Raw genomic sequence first — 24,303 nt, forward strand, 5'->3', positions numbered from 1 at the left:
TCCATGACGACCGCATCCACCCTCCCCGCCCGGCCCGTGGCGAGCCCGGCCGAGAAGCGCGCGCGCCGCAGGTCGCTGCTGCACTGGATCGCCGTGCACTCCCTCGGGATCGCCGCCGCCCTCTTCTTCGTGCTGCCGTTCGTCTTCGTCCTCCTGACGTCCCTGATGAGCGACCAGCAGGCGCTGACCCGGGACCTGACCCCGGACACCTGGCACTGGGACAACTACCTCCGGGTCCTCGACACCCCCGGCTTCCTCACCTGGTGGCGGAACTCCCTGCTGTACGCGGGCGCCGGCACCGCGCTCGTGGTCGTCTCCTCGGTCCCGGTGGCGTACGCGCTCGCCAAGTTCCGCTTCCGGGGCCGGCATCTGTCGCTGCTGCTGGTCATCTCGATGATGATGCTGCCGCCGCAGGTCGTCATCATCCCGATGTACCTCTTCTGGGCCAAGCAGATGGACCTCTCCGGCACCCTGTGGCCGCTGATCGTCCCGATGGCGTTCGGGGACGCCTTCGCCGTCTTCCTCTTGCGCCAGTTCCTGCTGACCATCCCCGACGAGTACATCGAGGCCGCCAGGATCGACGGCTGCGGCGAACTGCGCACCCTCCTCAAGATCGTGCTCCCGATGGCCAGGCCCGGCATCGCCGCCGTGGCGCTGTTCCAGTTCTTCTTCTGCTGGAACGACTACTTCGGGCCGCAGATCTACGCCTCCGAGAATCCGGCCGCGTGGACGCTGAGCTACGGCCTGGAGTCGTTCAAGGGGGCGCACCACACCGACTGGAATCTGACCATGGCCGCGACCGTCCTGGTCATGGCCCCTGTGATCCTCGTGTTCTTCTTCGCCCAGAAGGCGTTCGTCGAGGGAGTCACACTGACCGGAGTGAAGGGCTAGCTGACCGATATGAAGCTCGCTGTCGTGGGGGGCGGCTCCACCTACACCCCCGAACTGATCGACGGATTCGCGCGGTTGCGCGACACCCTGCCCGTCACCGAACTCGTCCTCGTCGACCCGGCCGCCGACCGTCTGGAGCTGGTCGGCGGGCTCGCCCGGCGGATCTTCGCCAGGCAGGGCCACGCCGGGAGGATCGTCACCACGCCGGACGTCGACGCGGGCGTCGAGGGCGCCGACGCCGTCCTGCTCCAGCTGCGGGTCGGCGGGCAGGCCGCGCGCCTGCAGGACGAGACCTGGCCGCTGGAGTGCGGCTGCGTCGGCCAGGAGACGACGGGGGCCGGCGGTTTCGCCAAGGCGCTGCGGACCGTTCCGGTGGTCCTCGACATCGCCGAGCGCGTCCGGCGGGCCAGCCCGGACGCCTGGATCATCGACTTCACCAACCCCGTCGGCATCGTCACGCGCGCGCTGCTCCAGGCCGGCCACAGGGCCGTCGGCCTGTGCAACGTCGCCATCGGGTTCCAGCGGAAGTTCGCGAAGCTGCTCGGCGTCGCACCGGCCGAGGTCCATCTCGACCACGTCGGCCTGAACCACCTGACCTGGGAGACCGCGGTCCGCCTCGGCGGACCCGAGGGCGAGAACGTGCTGCCCCGGCTGCTCGCCGAGCACGGTGACGCCATCGCCGACGACCTGCGCGTGCCGCGCCCGATCGTCGACCGGCTCGGCGTCGTCCCCTCGTACTACCTGCGCTACTTCTACGCGCACGACGAGGTCGTACGCGAGCTCGGCGACAAGCCCTCCCGGGCCGCCGAGGTGGCCGCGATGGAGAAGGAACTCCTGGAGATGTACGGCGACCCGGCGCTCGACGAGAAGCCGGCCCTGCTCGGCAGGCGCGGCGGCGCCTTCTACTCGGAGGCCGCCGTGGACCTGGCCGCCTCGCTGCTGGGCGGTGGGGGATCGCCGTACCAGGTGGTGAACACGTACAACAACGGCACCCTGCCCTTCCTGCCCGACGACGCCGTGATCGAGGTGCAGGCGGCGGTGGGAGCGCAGGGCGCCTCGCCGCTGCCGGTAGCCGAGGTCGACCCGCTGTACGCCGGGCTGATCGCGAACGTGACGGCGTACGAGGACCTGGCCCTGGAAGCGGCCCTGCGAGGCGGCCGCGACCGGGTGTTCAAGGCGCTGCTCGCGCACCCGCTGGTCGGGCAGTACGCGCGGGCCGAGGGGCTCACGGACCGGCTCATCGCGCACAACCGGGAGCACCTCGCGTGGGCCTGAACGGAGTCCTGCTGGCGATCGACGCCGGGAACAGCAAGACGGACGTGGCGGTCGTCAGCCGGGGCGGTGACGTCCTCGGTTCGGCGCGCGGTACAGGGTTCCAGCCGCCGGTCGTGGGCGTCGAGGCGGCGCTCGACGGGATCGCGGAGACGGTGGGACGCGCGGCCTTCGAAGCGGGGGTCCCGTTGTCGTTCGCGCATGTCTCCGCCTGCCTCGCCAACGCCGATCTGCCGCTGGAGGAGCGGGAGTTGGCCTCGGCACTGGAGGCGCGGGGCTGGAGCGGCTCGGTCCGGGTGCACAACGACACCTTCGCCGTCCTGCGCGCCGGCCTCGACGAGCCCCGGGGTGTCGCGGTGGTGTGCGGCGCCGGGATCAACTGCGTCGGCATGCTGCCGGACGGCCGGACCGCCCGCTTCCCCGCCATCGGGCGGATCTCCGGCGACTGGGGCGGCGGCAGCGGGCTGGCCGAGGAGGCCCTGTGGTTCGCGGCCCGCGCCGAGGACGGGCGCGGCGAGCCGACCGAGCTGGCCCGCGCCCTGCCCGCGCACTTCGGCCTGGAGACGATGTACGCGCTGATCGAGGCGCTGCATCTGGGCCGCATCCCCTTCGAGCGGCGGCACGAGCTGACGCCCGTGCTGTTCCGGACGAGCGCCCGGGGCGACGCCGTCGCCCGCTCGCTGGTGCACCGGCTCGCCGAGGAGGTGGTCGCCCTGTCGTCGGTCGCGCTCGGGCGGCTCGGACTCCTCGACGAGCAGGCCCCGGTGGTGCTCGGCGGCAGCGTGCTCGCCGCCCGCCACCCGGAGCTGGACGACCGGATCGCGGAACTGCTGGCCGTGAAGGCGCCGAAAGCGGTGCTCGGGGTGGTGACCGCGCCGCCGGTCCTGGGCGCGGCACTCCTCGCCCTCGACGCCTGCGGGGACGGCCCGGACGCCGCGACCCGGCTGCGGGAGCACTACTCCTGAGACCCCTTCCCGCCGGGTGAACGGGGCGTTCCCCCACCGGGGAGCGCCCCGTTCACCCTTTCGTGGTGGAACCGGTCCCGGCCGGGTGACGTGTTCCACGGAGGGGGTACGCCCGTGGGGACGGCCGGGACATGGGGCACGATAGGAACAAGATCGCGTCATTTCCGGTGTGCGGGTGGGGCTCCTGAGGTCATACTGCTGGCCGGGCAGCCGTCGTCGACCATGGGGGAGGTCACGTGACATACCCGCCGAACGCGCCCGCCGCATCGGCGCCGGGCACCGCGCCCGCGCGCCCGGACGGCGGCGTGCCCGCGCAGCCGTCGCCGCTGCCCCCTCGACCGCTGCCCCCTCAGCCGCCGCCCGCGCCCGGCGCGGCCCCGCCCCCCGGGCGGGGGGCCTGGGACGAGGGCAGGGAGTGGCTGCGCAAGGCCGCGACCACCGAACCCGGCCGGTTGCGGGTCCTCGGCGCCGTACTGGCCCTGCTGGTCATCGCGTTCGGGACGGTCACCGCCTTCGAGGTCGCCGACCGGGCCGCCTCCGCCGACGACGTGGTGAGCCGCAGCCAGCCCCTGAGCGCCGACGCCGCCGACATCTACCGCTCGCTCGCCGACGCCGACACCGCCGCCGCGAGCGCCTTCCTGGCGGGCGCGGAGGAGCCCCCGGACGTGCTGAAGCGGTACGCCGACGACATCACGACGGCCTCCCGGCTGCTGGTCAAGGCGGCGGCGAGCACCGGGGGTTCGACGGAGTCGGCCCGCGAGATCGCCACGCTCAACGAGTTCCTGCCCCGCTACACCGGCCTGATCGAGCGCGCCCGGGCCGCCAACCGGCAGGGCCTGCCGCTGGGCGGCGCCTATCTGCGGTACGCCAACCAGCAGATGACCACCCAACTGCTCCCGGCGGCCGAGCGGCTGTACGAGTCCGAGACCGCCCGGCTGCACCGGGACGAGGAGGAAGCGCGGGACTGGCCGCTGCTCTCCCTCGCCCTCGGGATCCTCGCCCTCGCCGCCCTCCTGTGGGCCCAGCGCCGCGACTACGCCCGGACGAACCGGGTGTTCAACCACGGACTGCTCGCCGCGACGGCCGCCTCCGTGATCATGCTGCTCTGGCTGGCGGGCGGACACACGGTCGCCCGGGCCGGACTGAGCGAGGCGCGCGAGCACGGGCAGGATTCGCTCCAGGTCCTCAACACCGCGCGGATCAGCTCCCTGAAGGCCCGTGCCAACGAGAACCTGGCGATGGTCTCGCGAGGCGCGGTCCTCACCGACGACGGCAAGAACGACAAGTACGAGACGGACTACGCCACGGGGATGCGGGCGCTGACGGACGCGCTCGCCCGGGGCCGGGAGCTGGCCGACGACGACGCCGGGCGCGATCCGGTGAGCGAGGCCGCGGACCGCGCGGCCGAGTGGCGGCAGCGCCACACGGTCGTCCGCGAGAAGGACGACGCGGGAGACTTCGAGGGCGCGCTGGCGCGGGTCATCGGGTCGCAGGAGTCCACCGGGCAGTCCTTCGACCAGGTCGACGCGGCCCTGGAGGAGGCTCTGGAGCACGAGCAGAGGGAGTTCACCCGCGCCGCCGGCGGCGGGCGGGGCGCGCTGACCGGACTCCCGCTCGGCGCGGCCGCGCTCGGGGTCCTCGGCGCGGCCGGTGCAATCCTGGGGATCAACCGCAGGCTGTCGGAGTACCGGTGAGAGGGGGCGGGATGCACAACGGCGTCGACGGCACGGGAACGCGCCACCAGGCTCCGCGGCGTCCCCTGGCGCGGCTGCGCGGCTGGGGCGGGGTCGCCGCCATGGCCGTCGCCTGCGGACTCACCGCCTCGCTCACGCTGTTGCCGCTGGCGCACGGCGGAGCAGGCCGGGCGGGTCCGCCCCGCGTCTCCGGCCCCGGTGCCGGCTTCGCGACCGGCATGCCGGTCAGGGCGGACACCTGCGAGAACCCGGAGGCCTCGCTCACCCCGTCCGGCGCCGACGGCCCCTCGATCGCCGCCATCAAGGAGCGCGGCAGGCTCGTCGTGGGCGTCGACCAGTCCAGCTACCGCTGGGGGTACCGCAACCCCGGCACACGCGCGCTGGAGGGCTTCGACATCGACCTGGCCCGGGCCATCGCCACGGACATCCTGGGCAGCGACCAGAAGATCGTCTTCCGGGCCATTCCGACCAACCAGCGGATCGCCGCCCTGGAGAGCGGCAAGGTCGATCTCGTCGTCCGCACGATGACGATCAACTGCAAGCGGATCCGGCAGGTCGCCTTCTCCACCGCCTACTTCCAGGCCGGGCAGCAGGTCCTCGCGCCCAAGGAGTCCCCCATCACCGGGTACGACTCCTCGCTGCGCGGCAAGCGGGTCTGCACGGCCGAGGGCTCGACCGCCTACGAGGCCCTGGAGCACGACTCCTTCGGCGCCCTGTACAGGGACGAGGGCGACGGCACCGAGCACGACAAGGACCTGCTCACCGTCCCCAACCAGCTGGACTGCCTCGCCCGGCTCCAGATGGGCGAGGTCGACGCCGTCGTCACCGACAACGCCCTGGCGGCCGGGCAGGCCGCCCAGGACCCGGCCGTCGAGCTCAAGGGCAGCCCGTTCACCACCGAGTACTACGGCGTCGCCGCCAAGCTCGGCAACGACGACCTGGTCCGCCGGGTCAACCAGGTCCTCGTCCGGTACCGGCAGGGTGCCTGGACGGCGGCGTACGCCAAGTGGCTGAAGGCGGACCTGCCCGGGATATCCGGGCCCCCCGCACCGAAGTACAAGTAGAGCGAGAGGTGATCGATGGGCGTCGCGGGACCCCCCGGGCCGGTAATGGACCGGGACGAGGTGGACCGTGCGCTGGCGCGGCTCGGCGCGGAGCACAAGGCGATCGAGGACTCGCTCCTCGCGCTCCAGGACCACGCGGGCCGCAGGCTGCTCGAAGGCGCCGAGCTGACCGGCACGACCAGGGAGCGCTGGCAGACCACCGAGAGGACGATCACCCGGCTCTGGACCTACTTCGACGCGTACACCGCCGCCCTGGACGACGTCCGTGAGCTGCGCTCCCGCCGCCGCTGGCCCGGCCCGGCCGAACTGGTCGAACTGACCGAGCGGCTGCGGGGCGAGAGCGTGCACGTGTCCGACGGGCAGCAGGGGCTCCCGGCGTCGCTCGACGGCCCGCCACGGCTCTCCGAGAGCTTCACCCTGGAGCGTCTGGTGAGCCGGATGAACGAGTTGTACGCGGCCTCGCTCGACGTGGTGGTGACCGCCGACGCCGTCTGGTCGGCGCTGCCCGCGCGGATAGACCTGCTCGCCGCCGAACTGCGGCGTACGCGCTCGCTCGCGCACTCGGTCGGCGTCCGGCCCGGGGAGCACCCGGCCGGTGACGAGCTGGAGGAGATCACGGCGGAGCTGACCGCGCTGCGCGCGCAGGTCGTCACCGACCCGCTGGCGTTCTGGCGGCCGGCGGCGGGCAGTTCGGCGCCCGGCGGAGGCCGGCCCGACACCACACGGTACGACCGGGCGGCGCTCGCCCTGGAGGACGTGCGGCGGGAGATCGAGGCGGTGCTCGCGGTCCGGCAGGACTCCGAGGAGCGGCTGCTGCGGCTGCGCGACGTGCTCTCGCGCGCCGACCGCACCCTCGCCGAGGCACGGGCCGCGCGCGGCGAGGTCCTCGCCAAGATCGCCGCCTCCGAGGTGCCCGCCGTCAGCGGCCCGCCGACGGCCCTCCAGGAGCGGCTCGCGACCGCCGCCGAGTACCGCAGGCACGCCCAGTGGCACCGGCTCTCCCCGCTCCTGGAGTCCCTGGAGCGGGAGGCCGAGGACGAACTGATGCGGGCCCGCGAGTCCCTGACCGCCGTCACCGCCCCGCTCGCCGTCCGCGCCGAGCTGCGCGGCCGGCTGGACGCGTACCGGGCGAAGGTGGCCCGGCTGGGCGCGGCGGAGGACCCGCTGCTGATCGAGCGGTACGACCTGGCGCGCCGGATGCTGTGGAGCGCGCCGTGCGACCTGCGGGTCGCCGAGCAGGCGGTGCTGCGCTACCAGCAGGCCGCGGCGGAGGTCCTGTCCGGGCCCAGAGACGCCAGGGGGAGTCAGCGGTGAACACCTGTCAGCGTCCCTCGTGCGAGGGCTCGTACGAGGACATGGGCGGCGGCGAGCTGTACTGCGACACCTGCGGGCTCGCCCCGGTCGTCCCGCCCGGCGGGCTGCTGCGGTCCACCCCGACCGGGATGGCCGTGCCGGGCAGGACCGGCGCGGACACCGGTTCGTCCCGCAGCGGTTCGCGCGCCTCCTCCCGCGCCTCCTCGCGCTCCTCGACCTCCCGGCGCTCGGTCTCCGGCCGACTGTCGCGGTCGCTGTCGGGGACGAGCACCGCCCGTTCCGTCTCGGTGCGCAGCTCCGGCTCGTCGACCGGCCAGTCCGGGCGCAACCGGCTCGGCGCGGGCCTGGTGACGATTCCCGAGGTGCCGCGCCCCGATCCCCGCGGCGCGGTGATGAAGAACCCCGAGGTTCCAGAGAGGAAGCGATTCTGCTCGCGCTCGGACTGCGGCGCCCCGGTGGGCCGTTCGCGCGGCGAGCGGCCGGGCCGCACAGAGGGCTTCTGCACCAAGTGCGGGCATCCGTACTCCTTCGTGCCGAAGCTGCGCGGCGGGGACATCGTGCACGGGCAGTACGAGGTCGCGGGCTGTCTCGCCCACGGCGGTCTCGGCTGGGTCTATCTCGCCGTCGACCGGGCCGTCTCCGACCGCTGGGTGGTGCTCAAGGGCCTGCTGGACACCGGCGACCAGGACGCGATGGCGGCGGCGATCTCCGAGCGCCGCTTCCTCGCGGAGATCGAGCACTCCAACATCGTCCGGATCTACAACTTCGTCGAGCACCTCGACCAGCGCACGGGCTCCCTGGACGGTTACATCGTCATGGAGTACGTCGGCGGCAAGTCGCTCAAGGAGATCGCCAACGACCGGCGCACGCCGGAGGGCCGACGCGATCCGCTGCCGGTCGAGCAGGCGTGCGCGTACGGCATCGAGGCGCTGGAGGCGCTGGGGCATCTCCACAGCCGCAACCTGCTGTACTGCGACTTCAAGGTCGACAACGCCATCCAGACCGAGGACCAGCTCAAGCTGATCGACATGGGCGCGGTGCGGCGGATGGACGACGACGAGTCGGCGATCTACGGCACGGTCGGCTACCAGGCGCCGGAGGTGGCGGCGGTCGGGCCCTCGGTCGCCAGCGACCTGTACACGGTGGCGCGCACGCTGGCGGTCCTCACCTTCGACTTCCAGGGGTACACCAACGTCTTCGCCGACTCGCTGCCCGAGCCCGACCACATCCAGGTCTTCCGGACGTACGAGTCCTTCTACCGGCTCCTCGTCCGCGCGACGGATCCGGACCCGGCCCGCCGGTTCGCCTCCGCGCAGGAGATGGCGGAGCAGCTGACGGGTGTGCTGCGGGAGGTCGTCGCCCTGCAGTCGGGCCGGCCGCGGCCGGCGCTGTCGACGCTGTTCGGCACGGAGGTCCGGGTCACGGACACGGAGCTGTTCGCCGAACCGGCAAAGGACGTCTCGGTCCTCGGCGCCCGGGGCCCGCGCGGCGGACGGGGACGCGCGAGAGCCGCGGCGGTCGGGCCTTCCGGCGCTCTGGCGGGAGCCCCCGCGGCGGCCGGGCCTTCCGGGGCTCTGGCGGGTGGCGGGGTTCAGGTCGGCGGGCCGTTCCTCGTCCCGCTGGACGGTGGGGCCGCCGCGCTCGCGCTGCCCGTGCCCCGGGTCGACCCCGGCGACCCCAACGCCGGTCTCCTGGCGGGCCTGACGGCCGCCGCGCCCGCCGAGCTGATCGGCGCCCTGCACACCGCGCCCGCCCCCTCCCTGGAGCTGCGGCTGCGCGAACTGCGCGCCCGGCTGGAGATGGGCGATCCCGACTCGGCCGGGCGCGCCCTGGCCACGCTGGAGGAGCGGCACCCGGACGACTGGCGGGTGGTCTGGTACCGGGGCGTCACATCCCTGGTGACCGGCGACCACGAGAACGCCGCGCTCTCGTTCGACGCGGTCTACGACGCCTTCCCCGGCGAACCCGCGCCGAAGCTCGCCCTCGGCATCTGCGCCGAAGTGCTCGGCCAGCTGGACAACGCCGCGGAGTACTACCGCCTGGTGTGGGCGACCGACCCGAGCTTCGTCAGCTCGGCGTTCGGGCTCGCCCGCGTCCGGTTGGCGGCCGGCGACCGGGCCGGAGCCGTACGCACCCTGGAGTCCGTACCGGAGGCGTCCATCCACTACACCGCGGCCCGGGTGGCCGCGGTGCGGGCGCGGCTGCGGCGGCGCGCGGCGCACGAGCCGCTCGGCCAGGACCTGACGGCGGCCGCGGCGCAGGTCTCCGCGCTCCAGGGCTTCGGCCTGGACGCGGTGCGCCGGGAGCGGTTGTCGACCGAGGTGCTCGGGACCGCGCTCGACTGGGTACTCTCCGGGAGTCCCGGAGCGGGGCCCGGCGGCACGCGGCTGCTCGGCAGTGAACTGGACGAGCGCGGTCTGCGCTTCGGCCTCGAACGCTCGTACCGGGTGCTCGCCCGGCTCGCTCAGCAGGGCGAGGAGAGGATCGAACTGGTGGAGCGGGCCAACCGTTTCCGTCCCCGGACGTGGGTGTGAGTATGTCCCAGAAGCCCCAGCACCAACTCTCCGCCTGCCCCGGCTGCGCGGAACCACTGGAGTCGGGCGACCGGTTCTGCGGGGCGTGCGGATACGACCTGACGGCCGTACCGGCACCGCAGCCGGTGTCCGACCGCCCGACGGTGGCGATCGGCACCCCCGTCGACTGGCCCGAGGCCCCGCCCCGGGACCCGTACGCGCTGTCCACCTCGACCCAGCACCCGGGCGACCTGCCCGTCATGGACTCGGGCGGTCACGACCTGCCCCCGCAGGCACCCGCGCACGGCGGCTCCGGCCAGGAGGCGCCGGCGGCCGGTGAAGCGGGCCCGGCGCCCGCGCGGGACCTGCCGACCATCCCGGTCCGCACGGACGGGCCGCACGCGGCGGCGACGTCAGGGGACGGCCTCGCGGCACTCGCGGCAACCGGCCCCGTGCCCTCCCCGCCCCCCGCGCCGCCTTCCTCCCCGTCCCCTTCCACGGAAGGGGACTTCACCCTGGCCGCGCCCGACCCGCGGGCCGCCGCGCAGCCCGCCGCGCCGCAGCCGGTCGCCGCGCGGCCCGCCGCCGGGGCCAAGGTGTGCGTGGCGTGCCGGGCCGGGCGGGTGGACGCCGACGGGTACTGCGAGAACTGCGGGCACGCGCAGCCGCGCGAGCGCGACCACATGGAGCAGGAGCTCTCCACGGTCGCCGCCGTCAGCGACCGCGGCCTGCGCCACCACCGCAACGAGGACGCGTTCGCCGTCTCCGCCACCGCGCTGCCCGACGGCTCCCCGGCCACCCTCGCGATCGTCTGCGACGGCGTCTCCTCGGCGACCCGTCCCGACGAGGCCTCCGCCGCCGCCGCGGACGCCGCCGGCCGGTCGCTGCTCGCCGCCCTGCCCCGTGGCACACACCCCCAGCAGGCCATGCACGAGGCGATCGTCGCCGCCGCCGAGGCGGTCAACGCGCTGGCCGAGCAGCCCGGCCAGGACGCCATGGAGCACGATCCGCACCGCCACCAGAACGCTCCGGCCTGCACCATCGTCGGCGCCATCGTCGCCGACGGGCTGCTGATCGTCGGCTGGATCGGCGACAGCCGGGTCTACTGGGTGCCGGACGACCGCACCGCGCCGCCCGCCCGGCTCACCGAGGACGACTCCTGGGCCGCGCAGATGGTCGCGGCCGGCCTGATGAACGAGGCGGAGGCGTACGCCGACGAGCGCGCCCACGCGATCACCGGCTGGCTGGGCGCCGACGCGTACGAACTGGCCCCGCACACGGCCGCGTTCAAACCGGACCGTTCCGGCGTGGTCGTGGTCTGCACCGACGGGCTGTGGAACTACGCCGAGGCCGCCGAGGACATGGCCCGGGTCGTGCCGCCGGACTCCGCCGGTCGGCTGCTGCACGGCGCCCAGGTCCTGGTCGGGCACGCGCTGGACGGTGGCGGCCACGACAACGTAACAGTGGCGCTCCTGCCGTTCACCGTGGGATCCCGAGGGGCAGGATCGGCCTGAGCGGTCGCCAGCCCCCGGCCCGTCCCCGTCCTCACGCCGTTGTTGTGCCCGTTGTTGTCGAGGAGCCGAATCAGATGGCGAACTTCTCCAAGTCGACCGTGCCGCAGTTCTCGGTGGACGTGTACCAGAACGAGTTCCTGCCGGAGGGCGGCCGCGATGTCAGCGCCATCGTCACGGTCACCTCGACCGGCGGCGGCACCAGCGGCGGCGCGCTCGCCGACGCACGGCCGGGTGCGGGGGCCGGCGCCGCCGTGGTGATCATGGTCGACTGCTCCGGTTCGATGGAATACCCGCCGACCAAGATGCGAGGCGCGCGGGACGCGACCGCCGCCGCCATCGACGCCCTGCGCGACGGCACCTCCTTCGCGGTCGTCGCCGGTACGCACGAGGCGAAGGAGGTCTATCCCGGCGACGGCCGGCTCGCCGTCGCCGACGGCACGACCCGTGCCCGGGCCAAGGAGGCGCTGCGCCGCCTGAGCGCGGGCGGCGGTACGGCGATCGGCACGTGGCTGGGGATCGCGGACCGGCTGCTCGGTTCCGCCGACGCGTCCATCCGGCACGGCATCCTGCTCACGGACGGCCGTAACGAGCACGAGTCGCCTGAGGACCTGCGGGCCGCGCTGGAGGCCTGCGCCGGACGGTTCACCTGCGACGCGCGCGGTGTGGGGACCGACTGGGAGGTCAAGGAGGTCGCGGACGTTGCCCTGCGCCTGTGGACCCCGGTCGGCGTGGAGATCACGTTCGTGAAGCAGGTGGCGCCGACGGTCGAGGAGCTGACCGGCCGGCGCACCGAGGCGGGCCCGCGGGCCGGCGACTACCCCACCGGCTCGTGGGGCGACGAGTCCCGGGACTACCACATCCGCGTGCGGGTGCCGCAGGCGCAGATCGGGCAGGAGATGCTCGCCGCCCGTGTCTCGTTGATCATCCCGGACCCGGCGGGCGGCGCTCCGCGGACCCTGTCCCAGGGGCTCGTACGGGCGGTGTGGACGGACGACATGGCCATGTCGACGTCCATCAATCCGCAGGTCGCGCACTACACCGGCCAGGTCGAACTGGCCCAGGTCATCCAGCAGGGCCTGAACGCCCGCAAGTCCGGCGACCACGACGGCGCGACCGCCAAGCTGGGCCGCGCGGTGCAGCTGGCGGCCGCCTCCGGCAACGAGGGCACGGCGAAACTCCTTTCGAAGGTGGTGGACGTCGTCGACGCGGCGACGGGTACTGTGCGTTTGAAGGCGAAGGTCGCGGAAGCGGACGAGATGACTCTCGAGACGCGCTCCACCAAGACCGTTCGCGTGAAGAAGTAGCCCGCCGGCCAGGGAGCCGGACGACGAGAGGGGGAAGCACCGACATGCCGACCTGCCCGAACGGACACCAGTCGGTCTCCGACGACTGGTGCGAGGTCTGCGGCCATCGCATGGCCGGGGCGGGTGCGCCTGCGGGTGCCGTACCGCCGCCTCCCCCGCCGCCGCCTCCCGCCTACGGCTATCCCGGGCCCGGCGGCCCAGGTGGTCCCGGGGGCCCTGGTCATCCGGCCGGCCCCGGTGGCCCGCCGCCGGCCTCCGCCGGCTTCGGTCCGGGCGGCGACCCGAACGCGACCGCGCAGGCGGAGCTCTGCCCGCAGTGCCGCACGCCGCGCGAGCACATGGCGCCGTTCTGCGAGGAGTGCCGCTGGAACTTCCTCACGAACACGGCCACTTCCTACACGCCGATGGCTCCACCGGCCCCGCAGCAGGGCCCGCCCCCGGGGCTGAACCTGCCGCCGGGCTTCCAGTCCCCGCCGCGGCAGCCCGATCCGTACGAGTACCAGGGCTCGCGGCCCTCGCAGATGAACCGGCCCGCGGAACCGCTGCCGGCCGATCCCACGCACCACCAGGCGCCCCCGCAGCGTCCCCCGATACAGCAGCAGCAGCCGCAGCAGCCCCCTCAGGGGTTCCAGCACGGGCAGCCGCCCGCGCCGCCGTCGTTCCCGCAGGGCCCTCCGCCGTCCGCTCCCCCGCAGCCGGCGCCCAGTAGGGCGGACGACGACTGGATGCTGCCGCCGCCCTCGCAGGCGCAGGGACGGCAGGCACCTCCTCCACCGCCGCCCCCGCAGCAACAGCAACAGCAACAGCCGTACCCGCCGCAGCAGTCACAGCCGCAGCAGCAGTCCCAGCCGCAGCACCCCCAGCACCCGCAGCACCCGCAGCCGATGGGCTGGTCGGCCTACATCGGCCCGGACCGCGAGTACTTCCTGGCGATGATGCAGCGCAGCGGCCCGGAGGCGACGGGTCTCAACCTGCCCGCGTACTCCCCCGAGCAGCATCTGCCGCTCCAGGGCAACCAGGTCAGCATCGGCCGCCGCCGGCAGTCCACCGGCGAGTCGCCCGACATCGACCTGTCGGTGCCGCCGGAGGACCCGGGTGTCTCGCACCAGCACGCGGTACTGGTGCAGCAGCCGGACGGCTCCTGGGCGGTGGTGGACCAGAACTCCACCAACGGCACCACGATCAATGGCGCCGAGGAGCCGATCCAGCCCTACGTCCCCGTCCCGCTCCAGGACGGCGACCGGGTGCATGTCGGCGCCTGGACGACGATCACCGTCCGCCGCGGCTGACACCGGACGGCCCGGACCACCGGTTCGCCCGGGTCACGGGCTCGGCAGCGGCCAGGCGTACGGCCCGGCGGGGTCGTCGAGCCACGCCCACTGCCGGCCCTCGCTCACCGTCACTCCGAAGCGCTCCCGCCCGGGCCGCCCCTCGCGCTGCCAGAGCGAGAGCGCTTCGCGCGCGTCCAGGCTCTCCTCGGCCAGCGTGAACAGGAACCGGAACCGGTCGTCCTCGTACGCCTGCCTGGGCAGCCCCATCGGCCGCCCACGGCCGAAGCGCGCGTTGCCGCCGCGCAGCGCGACGAAGTACGCGGAGGTGGCCAGGAACCGTCCTTCCGCGTGGGCGGCGTCGCGGACCCGCAGCAGCACGAGCCCCGTGGACAGCGGCGTCAGAACGAGGGCGCCGGGGCGGCACTGCGCGAGCCAGGCGTACGGGATCGAGGGCAGGGTGCAGGTGGCGATCACCCGGTCGTAGGGCGCGCGCTCGGGGCAGCCGCGCGCACCGTCGCCGGTGATCACCGCCGGTTTGCAGCCGACGGCGGCGAGATGGGCGCGGGCGGACTCGGTGATCTCCTCGTCCAGGTCGACGGTGGTGACGTGCTCGTCGCCGAGCCGGTGACAGAGCAGGGCGGCGTTGTAGCCGGTGCCGGCGCCGATCTCCAGGACGTCGTGCCCGTCCCGTATCTCCAGCGCCTCCAGCATCTGCGCCATCAGGGAGGGCTGACTGGAGGAGGAGACCAGCTCCCCGTCCCGTACGCGGGTGGCCAGCGGCTCGTCGCGGTAGACGCCGCGCAGCCAGCGGGCGCGGCGGGCGGGGTCGGGGTGGCCGGACCAGAGGCGTTCGTACCCGGTGACCCCGGAGACGTAGTAATAGGGGACGAACAGATGGCGGGGCACCTCGGAGAAGGCCGCGTGCCAGGCGGGGTCGCGCAGCACCCCGTACGTCTCGATCTCCCGTACGAGAGCCTGCCGCGCCCGCTCGCCTTCCTCGGCGAAGACATCCACCTGTGCGCCCATGCCTCCACTGTCCTGCGCGACAGCCCCGGAGGCGAGCATCCGGCCCGGTTCCGGGCGGGCGTCCTAGACCTCCGGTACTCGGCCGGGGCATCTGAGACCATGGAGCGGTGAACGAGATTCCGCGCGGCACGCTTCAGGAGCAGACCTTCTACGAGCAGGTGGGTGGCGAAGAGACCTTCCGTCGCCTGGTCCGCCGTTTCTACCAGGGCGTCGCGGAGGACCCCCTGCTGCGCCCGATGTACCCCGAGGAGGACCTCGGACCGGCGGAGGAGCGGCTCGTGCTCTTCCTGATCCAGTACTGGGGCGGCCCCCGCACGTACAGCGACCACCGCGGCCACCCCCGGCTGCGGATGCGGCACGCGCCGTTCACGGTCGACAGGGCTGCGCACGACGCCTGGCTGAAGCACATGCGCGACGCCGTGGACGAGCTCGGCCTCGCCCCCGAGCACGAGCGGCAGCTGTGGAACTACCTCACGTACGCGGCGGCCTCGATGGTGAACGCGGCGGAGTGAAGCCCCGGGAAGGGAAGCCCTGGGGGCGCGACCACGGCGTGACCGGTGGACCGGTCAGTGGCGTGACGCCGGGGAGACGCTCAGCGACGGCGTGACCGTGCGCAGCGCGATCGAGCCGTAGGGCGTACGCAGCCGGAGCCAGGGGCCGGCTGCCAGCAGCGCGACCGGCACCTCGTGCGGCGGGAGGAAGCCCAGCGACTGGGCGGCGTGGACGGCACGCAGCGGGAGCCGCGTACCCGCCACCGTCCGCGACCAGATCTCGCGACCGATCCGGTCGCGCTCGGCCCGCGTCCGCCGCTCCTCAGGCAGCTCCTCGTCCCGTGCCCGGAACTCGGCGACCGCCGCCGCGACGGCGCCGCGCAGCTCCGCGCCGCCCGGTACTCCGGTGACCGGTTCCCAGCCGCCCCGAGGCGGCAGGACACCGGCCCACGGCGGTCCCGTGACGGCGTCCGGCACGACCGCCTTGCCGGCGGACTCCTCGATCCCCTCCAGGAGTTCACCGGCGGAGACCGTGACGTCCAGACCCACCGCGTCGACGAGCCGAGCCGTACGGATGGCGAGCACCTCGAAGGACGGCGGCCGTCCGAACACGGCCAGCGCCCCGCCCCCCGCCTGGAGGCGGACGGCGGCGGCGCGGTCGTAGTGGATCAGCCGGGCCAGGAAGGCGGCGAGGTCCGCCGCCTCCCTGGCGTCGGCGAAGTGCAGCGGCGCGATCATGCGGCGGACGTCATCCCGTCGTCGACGTACTCCTCCAGGAAGGAGCGCTCCTCCGCGGTGATCCTGCGCGGCCGCTGCGCCTCCAGGTCGAAGGGCACGACGATCGTCGAGGCCCGTACGTACACGACGTCCGGATCCTTGATCTCGTACGCGATCGTCAGCGACGCCGCGCCCATCTTCGTGACCCACGACTCGATGGTGACCGGCTCGTGCCGGTGCACCAGCGGGCGTACGTAGTCGATCTCGTGCCGGGCCACGACGGACCCGCCGGAGAACGACGGGGAACCGTCGCCCGGGGCCAGCCGGAACATGAAGTCGATCCGCGCCTCTTCCAGATACCGCAGGAAGACGACGTTGTTGACGTGCCCGAAGGCGTCCATGTCCGACCAGCGCAGGGGACAGCTGTAGATATGGCGCACGCTCAGCCTCGGGTCAGCTTCTTGTACGTGGCGCGGTGCGGACGGGCCGCGTCCGGGCCGAGCCGCTCGATCTTGTTCTTCTCGTAGGACTCGAAGTTGCCCTCGAACCAGTACCACTTCGAGTCGCCCTCGTACGCCAGGATGTGCGTGGCCACCCGGTCCAGGAACCAACGGTCGTGGGAGATGACCACGGCCGCACCGGGGAACTCCAGGAGCGCGTTCTCCAGGGAGGACAGGGTCTCGACGTCGAGGTCGTTGGTGGGCTCGTCGAGGAGCAGCAGGTTGCCGCCCTCCTTGAGCGTGAGCGCCAGGTTCAGGCGGTTGCGCTCACCACCGGAGAGGACACCGGCGGGCTTCTGCTGGTCCGGCCCCTTGAAGCCGAAGGCGCTGACGTACGCGCGCGACGGCATCTCGACCTGGCCGACGTTGATGTAGTCCAGCTCGTCCGACACGACGGCCCAGAGCGTCTTCTTGGGGTCGATGTTGGCGCGGGTCTGGTCGACGTAGCTGATCTTGACGGTTTCGCCGATCTTGACCGAGCCCGAGTCCGGGGCCTCGAGACCCTGGATCATCTTGAACAGCGTGGTCTTGCCGGCACCGTTCGGGCCGATGATGCCGACGATGCCGTTACGGGGCAGGGTGAAGGACAGGTCGTCGACGAGGACCTTGTCGCCGAACGCCTTGGAAAGGTTGTTGACCTCGACGACCACGGAACCCAGACGCGGGCCCGGCGGGATCTGGATCTCCTCGAAGTCCAGCTTCCGCATCTTGTCCGCCTCGGCCGCCATCTCCTCGTAACGGGCGAGGCGCGCCTTGGACTTCGTCTGACGGCCCTTGGCGTTGGAGCGGACCCACTCCAGCTCTTCCTTGAGGCGCTTGGCGCGCTTCTCGTCCTTGCGGCCCTCGACCTTGAGACGGGTGGCCTTCTTCTCCAGGTACGTGGAGTAGTTGCCCTCGTAGGGGATCGCGCGGCCGCGGTCGAGCTCGAGGATCCACTCGGCGACGTTGTTCAGGAAGTACCGGTCGTGCGTGACGGCGACGACGGCGCCCGCGTACTTCGAGAGGTGCTGCTCCAGCCAGTTCACCGACTCGGCGTCGAGGTGGTTGGTGGGCTCGTCGAGGAGGAGCAGGTCCGGGGCCTCGATCAGCAGCTTGCAGAGCGCGACGCGGCGCTTCTCGCCACCGGAGAGGTTGGTGACCGGCCAGTCGCCGGGCGGGCAGCCCAGCGCGTCCATGGCCTGCTCCAGCTGCGCGTCGAGGTCCCAGGCGTTGGCGTGGTCCAGGTCCTCCTGAAGCTTGCCCATCTCGTCCATCAGCGCGTCCGAGTAGTCGGTCGCCATGAGCTCGGCGACCTCGTTGAAGCGCTTGAGCTTGCCCATGATCTCGGCCGCGCCGTCCTGGACGTTCTCCAGAACCGTCTTGGCCTCGTCCAGCTTCGGCTCCTGCATGAGGATGCCGACGGTGTAGCCGGGCGACAGGAACGCGTCACCGTTGGACGGCTGCTCGAGGCCGGCCATGATCTTGAGGACGGTGGACTTTCCGGCACCGTTCGGGCCGACCACACCGATCTTCGCACCGGGCAGGAAGCTCAGCGTCACGTCATCGAGGATGACCTTGTCGCCGTGCGCCTTGCGCGTCTTGCGCATCGTGTAGATGTACTCAGCCAAGAGAAACCGTCCGGCAAAGAGTGAGTGGGCAGATACACCCCATCTTGCCTGACGTCCACCCCGCGATGGAAACCCGTACTCCTCCGGGTACGGCGACGGCCCCGGTGCGCGCGGTGCGCACCGGGGCCTTCGGTGACTGTGGGTTGCCCCGCGTCACTGGCTGTTCACGGTCTTACTGGCCGGCCGCGTTCTTCTTGCGGAGGAAGAAGACCGCGCCGCCGCCGAGGACCACGAGGACGACGGCGATGCCTGCGATCATCGGGGTGGCGTTGGAGCTGCCGGTCTCGGCCAGGTCGCCCGAGGTGGTGCCGGTGCCCGTGCCGCCGGTGGTGCCCGCCGGGGTGGTCGGGGACGGCTCGGTGGACGGGGTCTCCGACGGCGTCGGGGCCGGGGTGGCCGTCTTGCAGTCGAAGACGCCCTTGAAGGTCTTCTCGAAGCCGTTCGGGCCGGTGATCGTGAAGTCGTACGCCTGGTCCTCGGCCAGCGGGACCGTCACGGTCTTGGAGGAACCGGCGGCGATCGTGTACTTCACGCCCTTGAGCTCGAAGGTGAAGTCCTCGTCACCCTCGTTGGAGGCCGTGACCTCCAGGCCGCCCTTGGCGCAGTTCTTCACGGCCGAGACGGCCGGGATCGCGCCCTTCTTCGCCCAGGTCGCGGAAGCCTTGGCGTTGACCGTGGAGGTGCTGGTGCCGGCCAGGATCAGGGTCTGGCTCTTCACCTTGGTGGCGACGAAGGCGCGGCCGATCGGGACGGTGGTGTCGGCCTGGACGGTCAGCTCGGCGGCGCCGTCGGCGGCACCGGCGGGAACGTCGAAGAAGACCTGGCCGCCGTTGGCGACGTTGGTGACGACCTTGCCGTCCTTGTCGACCAGCTTGACGCCCTCGGGGGCGCCCGGGGCGAGCGAGACGGCGGCCGAGGCGGCGTTGGTGCTCACCGTGATCGGGCCGAGGCGCTCACCGGTCTTACCGGCGACGGACGACGGCGACAGGCTGAGGGATGCCTTCGGCTCCTCCAGGTTCTGCGCGTTCTTCTCCAGGTACTCGGTGAGCGCCTTGGCGTTGGCGTCGACCGGCACGGCGTCGATGTCGTCGGAGAAGTGCCAGATCGCGGCCTGGGTGGCGGCGGCGGCGGTCTTCTCGGTGAGGTTGGCGACACCGGCCTTCTTGGCCAGGCCGGCCAGGTCGTTCACCTGCGGGTAGGAGTTCTGCAGGATCCAGCGGATCTTGCCGGCGTCCTTGTTGTTGTGCAGGGAGGACTGGTCCCAGCCGACCTCCTTGTACTCCTGGCCCTTCAGCGCGTCGGTGTGGAAGTCGATGCAGTAGGTCTGCAGCGCCCCGCCCGGCGTGACCTTCATCTCGAAGAGACCGGCGGAGACCTGTCCCTTGCCCGCGACGTTCACGGTGTCGTAGACGGCGAGCTTGCCGAGCGTGGCGGTCGCGCCACCGGAGCTCTGCGGCCCGTCGTCCGCCATCGCCGGTCCCGCGACGGCTATCGCACCCGCCGCGACGAGGCCCGAGACCACGGTCGCGGCGGCAAGGCGGGCGGTGCCGCGCCTCCGAACAGAAAACATGAATTTCCCCTCCGGGCGAGCTGCTCCGCGTCGATGGTCGATCCGCGTGGGGGGAGCGCTTCGCCAGCAGACTCACAGACCCAACAGGCTCGAGACTGGCTCTGGTGCAGACTCAAGTCCCGTATGAGTACCCGGGAATCCTAGGGACGGGGAAGCCCCCGGTGCCCGCCCGTACGGTCTGATAACCATTCCGTCTCGGAATCGTTATGACCGAGGTCCGATTCGCGTAGAAGCGCAGGTCGCGGTGTCGATATATCCCCTCAACTCGCGGTCAGGGCGCGGGCTCCAGGACCTGCGGCTCCCGCGCCGCCGGCGCCGGTACGGGCCTCTCCGAGGGGGTCGGCTCCTCCGCCACCGGCTCCGGGCGGGTGTCCCACGGGTCGCGGGGCGGGCCGGAGGCGCCGTTCTCCTGGCGTTCCGTCAGCCGCGGCTCTCCCTTCACCACGCGCCGGAACGCCGCCGTACCGCGTGACAGATCGTGGCCCACCGACAGCGCGTCGATGTCGACGAACGTCTTGCGCTGGCCTTCTCTTTCCTCCTCGCGCACCTTCAGCCGTCCGTGCACGACCAGCGGTTCGCCCACCGAGACCGAGGCGGCGAGGTTGGCGCCCAGGGCCCGCCAGGCGAAGACCGTGTAGAAGCTGGTGTGTCCGTCGGACCAGGTGCCCCGCTCCCGGTCCCAGCGGCGCGCGGTCACCGCGAAGCGGAACCTCGCCACCCCTCCCGTCGCCGTGTCCCGGTACTCCACGCCCGTCGCCACGTTCCCGACCAGTGTCACCGTCGTGTCGTTCATGGCCCTCCCCCTGTCCAAGTCGTCGGCCCGGTCTTCAGGGTGGACCCGTCGAGCGGAACCCGTCGGCGGCTGTGGACGGTCGAGCGCCTGGGGACAACCTCGTCACCCACCCGGGTGAAACCAGACCCTCACCGCATCCGGGCGCGGAGCCGAAGACGCCTCGCGCACCGGGCCGGACGCCTCACCTCATCCGGGCGCCGGACCGGATGCCTCCCCACCGCCCGCCGCCGAGCCGGGTGACCCGCGCGCCCGCCCCTGTCCCGGACACCGTCACGTACTGCTCGCGAACCTCCCGGTAGCGCATCAGCTCCGCCGAGATCGGGTCGAGCACGCGTGCCCGGCCGCAGGCGGCCGCCGCCTCGCGCAGCTTGCGCTCGGCCTCCTGCCCGTACCGCCGCGCCGGCCCCTTGACGGCGGCCGCGCACGCCCACTCCACCAGCGGCCCGCCGACGATGCCGGCGATCATGATCAGGACGGGCGGCAGGAGTCCCGGCTCCACGACGCCGATGATCTGGCCGACCAGCCACAGCGCGCCGAAGAACTGCAGGAGCGTCATGAGCACCTGGGCCAGTACGGCGGCGGGCCACCAGGCCGGGCGGGGCGGGCGGGCCGACGGGTCCCCGACGCGCGCCGCGAGCTCGTCGAGTGCCTCGGGCAGCCCCTCCGCTCCGCGTACCGCCGCCTCGCGCACCGCCAGCGCCCACGGCGCCGGCAGCCCCCGCGAGGCGTCCTCGGCGACGAACCGTACGGCCTGCTCCACGCGCTGGCGTGCCGTCAGCTCCTCCTCGGTCGGCGGCTGGAGGCGCGGGTCGGTGGAGCCGTGCTCGCGGATCCGCTCGTACCAGCGGTAGAGCCGCAGCCAGGGGGTGCCGCAGGCGCGGATGGCGCTGCGGCGCCAGACGCGTTCGGCGGCCTCGCCGGCCGCCGTGGCGCCGACGGCCACGGCGAGTCGGGCCGAGAAGGCCTCCCTGGCGCGTTCTCCGAGGCCGGTGGGGCCTTCGGCGACGTACACCGGGCGGAGCCGGTTCGCCGCCGCGTCGACATCGGCGGAGAGGCGGAGCGCCGGCGCGGTCCGCTCCTGCACGAACCGTCCCAGCAGCTCGCGCAGTTCGCCCACGCCCTCGCCGGTGAGTGCGGAGAGGGCGAGGACGGTGGCGCCGGGCTCGCCGTGCTCGCCGAGCGCCACACCGTCCTCGTCGAGCAGGCGCCGCAGATCGTCCAGGACGAGATCGGCGGCCTCGCCGCTCAGCCGGTCGATCTGGTTGAGGACGACGAAGGTGACCTCGGCGTGGCCCGCGAGCGGCCGCAGATAGCGTTCGTGGAGGGAGGCGTCGGCGTACTTCTCGGGGTCCACGACCCAGATCACGGCGTCGACCAGGCCGAGGACGCGGTCGACCTGGTCGCGGTGGGTGGTGACGGCCGAGTCGTGGTCGGGCAGGTCGATGAGGACCAGCCCCTGCAGGTCCTCGTCGGCCGCGCCGCCCGCGAGGGGGCGGCGGCGCAGCCGGCTGGGCACGGCCAGCCGGTCGAGGAGTCCGGCGGAGCCCTCGGACCAGCTGAGCGCGATGGGCGCGGCGGTGGTGGGGCGGCGCAGGCCGGTCTCGGAGACGGGAACCCCGGCGAGGGCGTTGAAGAGGGTGGACTTGCCGCTGCCGGTGGAGCCGGCGATGGCGACGACGGTATGGCGGGCGGAGAGCCGCTGCCGGGCCGCGGCCTCGTCCAGTACGCGTCCGGCCTCCGCGAGGGTCTCGGTGTCGAGTCTCGTACGGGAGAGGCCGACGAGTTCGTGGAGGGCGTCGAGGCGGGCGCGCAGGGAGCCTCCGTACCGGCCTCCCAGGGGCGGCAGGCCGTCCTGCTCCGCCGCCCGCTCCTCGTCACCGGCGAGCGTGCTCTCGCCGCCCCGCTCGGCCGCTCTGCGCGCGATCAGGCCGTCGTCCCAGCGGTCGTCCACCGTGCTGCTGCTCACCGGTCCTCACTTCTCCTTCTGCAGTACGGAGAGCGCGGCGATCAGCTCCGCCTGCGGCTCGGGGGTCACGTCGAGGGCGTCGAGGGGGGCGAGGAGCCGGTCGCGTTCGGCGTGCAGAGCGCGGTCGAGGTACGTCGTGACCAGTTCGCCGCCCTTGTCCCGCAGGCGGACGGCGCCCTGGGCGCCGAGGATTTCGGCGAGCCGTTCGCCGGCGCCCCGGGCGCGGCGCCCGCCGAGGAGGGCGGCGGCGAGCAGGGCGGCGACGGTTTCGGCGTCGGGGATGGCGGTACGGGGGGCGGTGGCGCGCTCCATGGCCTGTACCTCGTCCTCGGCCAGCTCTTCGAGGACGCGCCGCCAGCGCCGTACCACCACGCCGATCCGCTCGGCCGTCTCCCGGTCGGGCCCGGTGTGGGCGGCGAGGAGCGCCGCGGCGGCCGGCTCGCGCCGCCAGGCGTCCCGTACCCGCTCCTCGGCGGCGTCGACGGCGCACTGGACGAGGGCGGCGAGGGATTCGGCGAGGGCGTCGAGGAGCTCTTCGGCGGAGCTGTCGCGGGGGTAGGCGCGCCAGCGGGTGCGGGCGTCGCCGGCGAGGACGGCGCCGTGCTGCAACCGGCGGCGGACCCGCTCCCCTTGTTCCTCGTACGCCGCCTCGACGGCGCCGCCGAGGCGGACGGCGGCGGCGTACTGGGCGGCGACCGCCGCGGCCAGCTCGGGCATCCGGGTGTCGAGGGAGTCGATCACGCCCGAGGCGGTGCGGACGACGGCCTGCTGGCGGGCGGCGGGGTCCTGGGCGCGGTGGGCGAGCCAGGCGCGCAGCGGGGCGACTGCGTTGTCGGGCAGCAGGCCGCTGCCGCCGCCGGTCGACTCGGGCAGTTCGGGGATGGTGAACCGGGGCACGTCTCCCAGCCCGGCCTTGTCGAGGAGGGCCTCGTACTGCCGGGAGACCTCGCCGATGACCTGGTGGGGGACGCGGTCGAGGACGGTGACCAGGGTGGCGTCGTACTCCTTCGCGGTCCGCAGGAGGTGCCAGGGGACGGCGTCGGCGTAGCGGGAGGCGGTCGTGACCATCACCCAGATGTCGGCGGCGCACATCAACTCGGCGGCGAGCAATCGGTTCTCCACGACGAGGGAGTCGATGTCGGGCGCGTCGAGCAGGGCGATCCCGCGGGCGAGGGCGGAGGAGGTCTCGACGCGCAGCGCGTTGTCCTCCGGAGGGTCCTCGGCGGGGTTGTCGTCGTCCTGCTGGGGCAGCCAGACGCGGGTGAGCTGCGGGAGGACGCGCAGCCCGGCGAACCAGTGGTGGTCCTCCGGGTGGCAGACGAGGACGGGGGTGCGGGTGGTGGGCCTGAGGACTCCGGCCTCGCTGACCCGCCTCCCCACAAGGGAGTTGACGAGGGTGGACTTCCCGGCTCCGGTGGAGCCGCCGACGACGGCGAGGAGGGGGGCGTCGGGGTCCTTGAGGCGGGGGACGAGGTAGTCGTCGAGCTGGGCGAGCAGCTCGGCACGGGTCTGCCGGGCGCGGGGGGCGCCTGGAAGGGGGAGGGGTAGACGCACGGCGGCGACACAGTCGCGCAGGGCGGAGAGTGCGTCGATCAGCTGAGGCCGTTCGTCCAAGGTCACCACATGCGAAGAATGCCCAATTTTGGAGCCTTTTTGAAGCGTATAACGGTCCTACGCGCCGACCGAACAACCGATGACGCGCGCCTCAGGCATAACGAGTGCACAACACCCGGGCCAAGTGGCGCGAAAAGCGCTGCGGGAATCGCACCTGCCTGCGATTATCGTTCCGCTTCACTGAACCTCCACATCGTGCCACGCAGGTGAAGCAACC

Annotated in this window: 19 protein-coding genes; 11 read left to right on the forward strand and 8 right to left on the reverse strand. The window is 73.0% G+C overall.

What is annotated here, in order from left to right:
- The first annotated feature begins 3 nt into the window (after positions 1-3).
- The 10 genes from ACWDX6_RS20850 to ACWDX6_RS20895 all read left to right on the forward strand — a co-directional run bounded on the left by ACWDX6_RS20850 (position 4) and on the right by ACWDX6_RS20895 (position 13,820).
- Positions 4-891 carry a carbohydrate ABC transporter permease gene (locus tag ACWDX6_RS20850; protein WP_451486373.1) on the forward strand — a complete coding sequence of 296 codons (888 nt, stop codon included), beginning with the start codon at positions 4-6 and terminating at the stop codon, positions 889-891.
- Positions 892-900: 9 nt separating this feature from the next.
- Complete coding sequence (locus ACWDX6_RS20855) at positions 901-2,166, forward strand: 6-phospho-beta-glucosidase (RefSeq protein WP_451486374.1); 1,266 nt, start codon at positions 901-903, stop codon at positions 2,164-2,166.
- Positions 2,157-3,128: an N-acetylglucosamine kinase gene (locus tag ACWDX6_RS20860; RefSeq protein WP_451486375.1), complete on the forward strand. Its 972-nt coding sequence runs from the start codon at positions 2,157-2,159 to the stop codon at positions 3,126-3,128. The genes ACWDX6_RS20855 and ACWDX6_RS20860 overlap by 10 nt, the downstream gene beginning before the upstream one ends.
- A gap of 236 nt (positions 3,129-3,364) precedes the next feature.
- Positions 3,365-4,822 carry a hypothetical protein gene (locus tag ACWDX6_RS20865; RefSeq protein ID WP_451486376.1) on the forward strand — a complete coding sequence of 486 codons (1,458 nt, stop codon included), beginning with the start codon at positions 3,365-3,367 and terminating at the stop codon, positions 4,820-4,822.
- 11 nt (positions 4,823-4,833) lie between these two features.
- Positions 4,834-5,886, forward strand: a complete 1,053-nt coding sequence (locus ACWDX6_RS20870; RefSeq protein ID WP_451486377.1) for a glutamate ABC transporter substrate-binding protein — start codon at positions 4,834-4,836, stop codon at positions 5,884-5,886.
- 15 nt (positions 5,887-5,901) lie between these two features.
- Positions 5,902-7,200 (forward strand): hypothetical protein, encoded by a 1,299-nt coding sequence (locus tag ACWDX6_RS20875; RefSeq protein WP_451486378.1) that lies wholly within the window; start codon positions 5,902-5,904, stop codon positions 7,198-7,200.
- A 41-nt stretch (positions 7,201-7,241) separates the two neighbouring features.
- Positions 7,242-9,734, forward strand: coding sequence for a tetratricopeptide repeat protein (locus tag ACWDX6_RS20880; protein WP_451486426.1), 2,493 nt, complete (start codon positions 7,242-7,244; stop codon positions 9,732-9,734).
- Between the two features lie 2 nt (positions 9,735-9,736).
- A complete protein-coding gene (locus ACWDX6_RS20885) occupies positions 9,737-11,227 on the forward strand; it encodes a PP2C family serine/threonine-protein phosphatase (RefSeq protein WP_451486379.1) in 1,491 nt (496 codons plus the stop codon).
- A gap of 74 nt (positions 11,228-11,301) precedes the next feature.
- Positions 11,302-12,531: a VWA domain-containing protein gene (locus ACWDX6_RS20890; protein WP_451486380.1), complete on the forward strand. Its 1,230-nt coding sequence runs from the start codon at positions 11,302-11,304 to the stop codon at positions 12,529-12,531.
- A 44-nt stretch (positions 12,532-12,575) separates the two neighbouring features.
- Positions 12,576-13,820, forward strand: a complete 1,245-nt coding sequence (locus ACWDX6_RS20895; protein ID WP_451486381.1) for an FHA domain-containing protein — start codon at positions 12,576-12,578, stop codon at positions 13,818-13,820.
- A gap of 33 nt (positions 13,821-13,853) precedes the next feature.
- Here ACWDX6_RS20895 and ACWDX6_RS20900 read toward each other — a convergent pair whose 3' ends face one another.
- Positions 13,854-14,828, reverse strand: coding sequence for a methyltransferase domain-containing protein (locus ACWDX6_RS20900; RefSeq protein ID WP_451486382.1), 975 nt, complete (start codon positions 14,826-14,828; stop codon positions 13,854-13,856).
- 107 nt (positions 14,829-14,935) lie between these two features.
- Here ACWDX6_RS20900 and ACWDX6_RS20905 point away from each other — a divergent pair, with 107 nt between their 5' ends.
- Entirely contained in the window at positions 14,936-15,340 is a 405-nt protein-coding gene (locus ACWDX6_RS20905; protein ID WP_451486383.1) for a globin, read from the forward strand.
- A 54-nt stretch (positions 15,341-15,394) separates the two neighbouring features.
- Here the strand turns inward: ACWDX6_RS20905 and ACWDX6_RS20910 are convergent, their stop codons facing one another.
- The 7 genes from ACWDX6_RS20910 to ACWDX6_RS20940 all read right to left on the reverse strand — a co-directional run bounded on the left by ACWDX6_RS20910 (position 15,395) and on the right by ACWDX6_RS20940 (position 24,086).
- Positions 15,395-16,057, reverse strand: coding sequence for a hypothetical protein (locus tag ACWDX6_RS20910; protein WP_451486384.1), 663 nt, complete (start codon positions 16,055-16,057; stop codon positions 15,395-15,397).
- Positions 16,054-16,476, reverse strand: coding sequence for an acyl-CoA thioesterase (locus ACWDX6_RS20915; protein ID WP_451486385.1), 423 nt, complete (start codon positions 16,474-16,476; stop codon positions 16,054-16,056). The genes ACWDX6_RS20910 and ACWDX6_RS20915 overlap by 4 nt, the downstream gene beginning before the upstream one ends.
- A gap of 2 nt (positions 16,477-16,478) precedes the next feature.
- Positions 16,479-18,143 carry an energy-dependent translational throttle protein EttA gene (ettA, locus tag ACWDX6_RS20920; protein ID WP_451486386.1) on the reverse strand — a complete coding sequence of 555 codons (1,665 nt, stop codon included), beginning with the start codon at positions 18,141-18,143 and terminating at the stop codon, positions 16,479-16,481.
- Positions 18,144-18,315: 172 nt separating this feature from the next.
- Positions 18,316-19,713 (reverse strand): Cys-Gln thioester bond-forming surface protein, encoded by a 1,398-nt coding sequence (locus ACWDX6_RS20925; protein ID WP_451486387.1) that lies wholly within the window; start codon positions 19,711-19,713, stop codon positions 18,316-18,318.
- A gap of 271 nt (positions 19,714-19,984) precedes the next feature.
- Positions 19,985-20,506, reverse strand: coding sequence for a single-stranded DNA-binding protein (locus tag ACWDX6_RS20930; protein WP_451486388.1), 522 nt, complete (start codon positions 20,504-20,506; stop codon positions 19,985-19,987).
- 181 nt (positions 20,507-20,687) lie between these two features.
- Entirely contained in the window at positions 20,688-22,472 is a 1,785-nt protein-coding gene (locus ACWDX6_RS20935) for a GTPase (RefSeq protein WP_451486389.1), read from the reverse strand.
- Between the two features lie 6 nt (positions 22,473-22,478).
- Positions 22,479-24,086 (reverse strand): dynamin family protein, encoded by a 1,608-nt coding sequence (locus tag ACWDX6_RS20940; protein ID WP_451486390.1) that lies wholly within the window; start codon positions 24,084-24,086, stop codon positions 22,479-22,481.
- Positions 24,087-24,303 lie beyond the last annotated feature (217 nt).

It is taken from the genome of Streptomyces sp. NPDC003027, from assembly GCF_053591435.1.

Coding starts and splice junctions, on each gene's coding strand:
- ACWDX6_RS20850 (WP_451486373.1), top strand. CDS start 4: ATGACGACCGCATCCACCCTCCCCGCCCGGCCCGTGGCGAGCCCGGCC.
- ACWDX6_RS20855 (WP_451486374.1), top strand. CDS start 901: ATGAAGCTCGCTGTCGTGGGGGGCGGCTCCACCTACACCCCCGAACTG.
- ACWDX6_RS20870 (WP_451486377.1), top strand. CDS start 4,834: ATGCACAACGGCGTCGACGGCACGGGAACGCGCCACCAGGCTCCGCGG.
- ACWDX6_RS20875 (WP_451486378.1), top strand. CDS start 5,902: ATGGGCGTCGCGGGACCCCCCGGGCCGGTAATGGACCGGGACGAGGTG.
- ACWDX6_RS20880 (WP_451486426.1), top strand. CDS start 7,242: ATGGGCGGCGGCGAGCTGTACTGCGACACCTGCGGGCTCGCCCCGGTC.
- ACWDX6_RS20885 (WP_451486379.1), top strand. CDS start 9,737: ATGTCCCAGAAGCCCCAGCACCAACTCTCCGCCTGCCCCGGCTGCGCG.
- ACWDX6_RS20890 (WP_451486380.1), top strand. CDS start 11,302: ATGGCGAACTTCTCCAAGTCGACCGTGCCGCAGTTCTCGGTGGACGTG.
- ACWDX6_RS20895 (WP_451486381.1), top strand. CDS start 12,576: ATGCCGACCTGCCCGAACGGACACCAGTCGGTCTCCGACGACTGGTGC.
- ACWDX6_RS20900 (WP_451486382.1), bottom strand. CDS start 14,828: ATGGGCGCACAGGTGGATGTCTTCGCCGAGGAAGGCGAGCGGGCGCGG.
- ACWDX6_RS20910 (WP_451486384.1), bottom strand. CDS start 16,057: ATGATCGCGCCGCTGCACTTCGCCGACGCCAGGGAGGCGGCGGACCTC.
- ACWDX6_RS20925 (WP_451486387.1), bottom strand. CDS start 19,713: ATGTTTTCTGTTCGGAGGCGCGGCACCGCCCGCCTTGCCGCCGCGACC.
- ACWDX6_RS20930 (WP_451486388.1), bottom strand. CDS start 20,506: ATGAACGACACGACGGTGACACTGGTCGGGAACGTGGCGACGGGCGTG.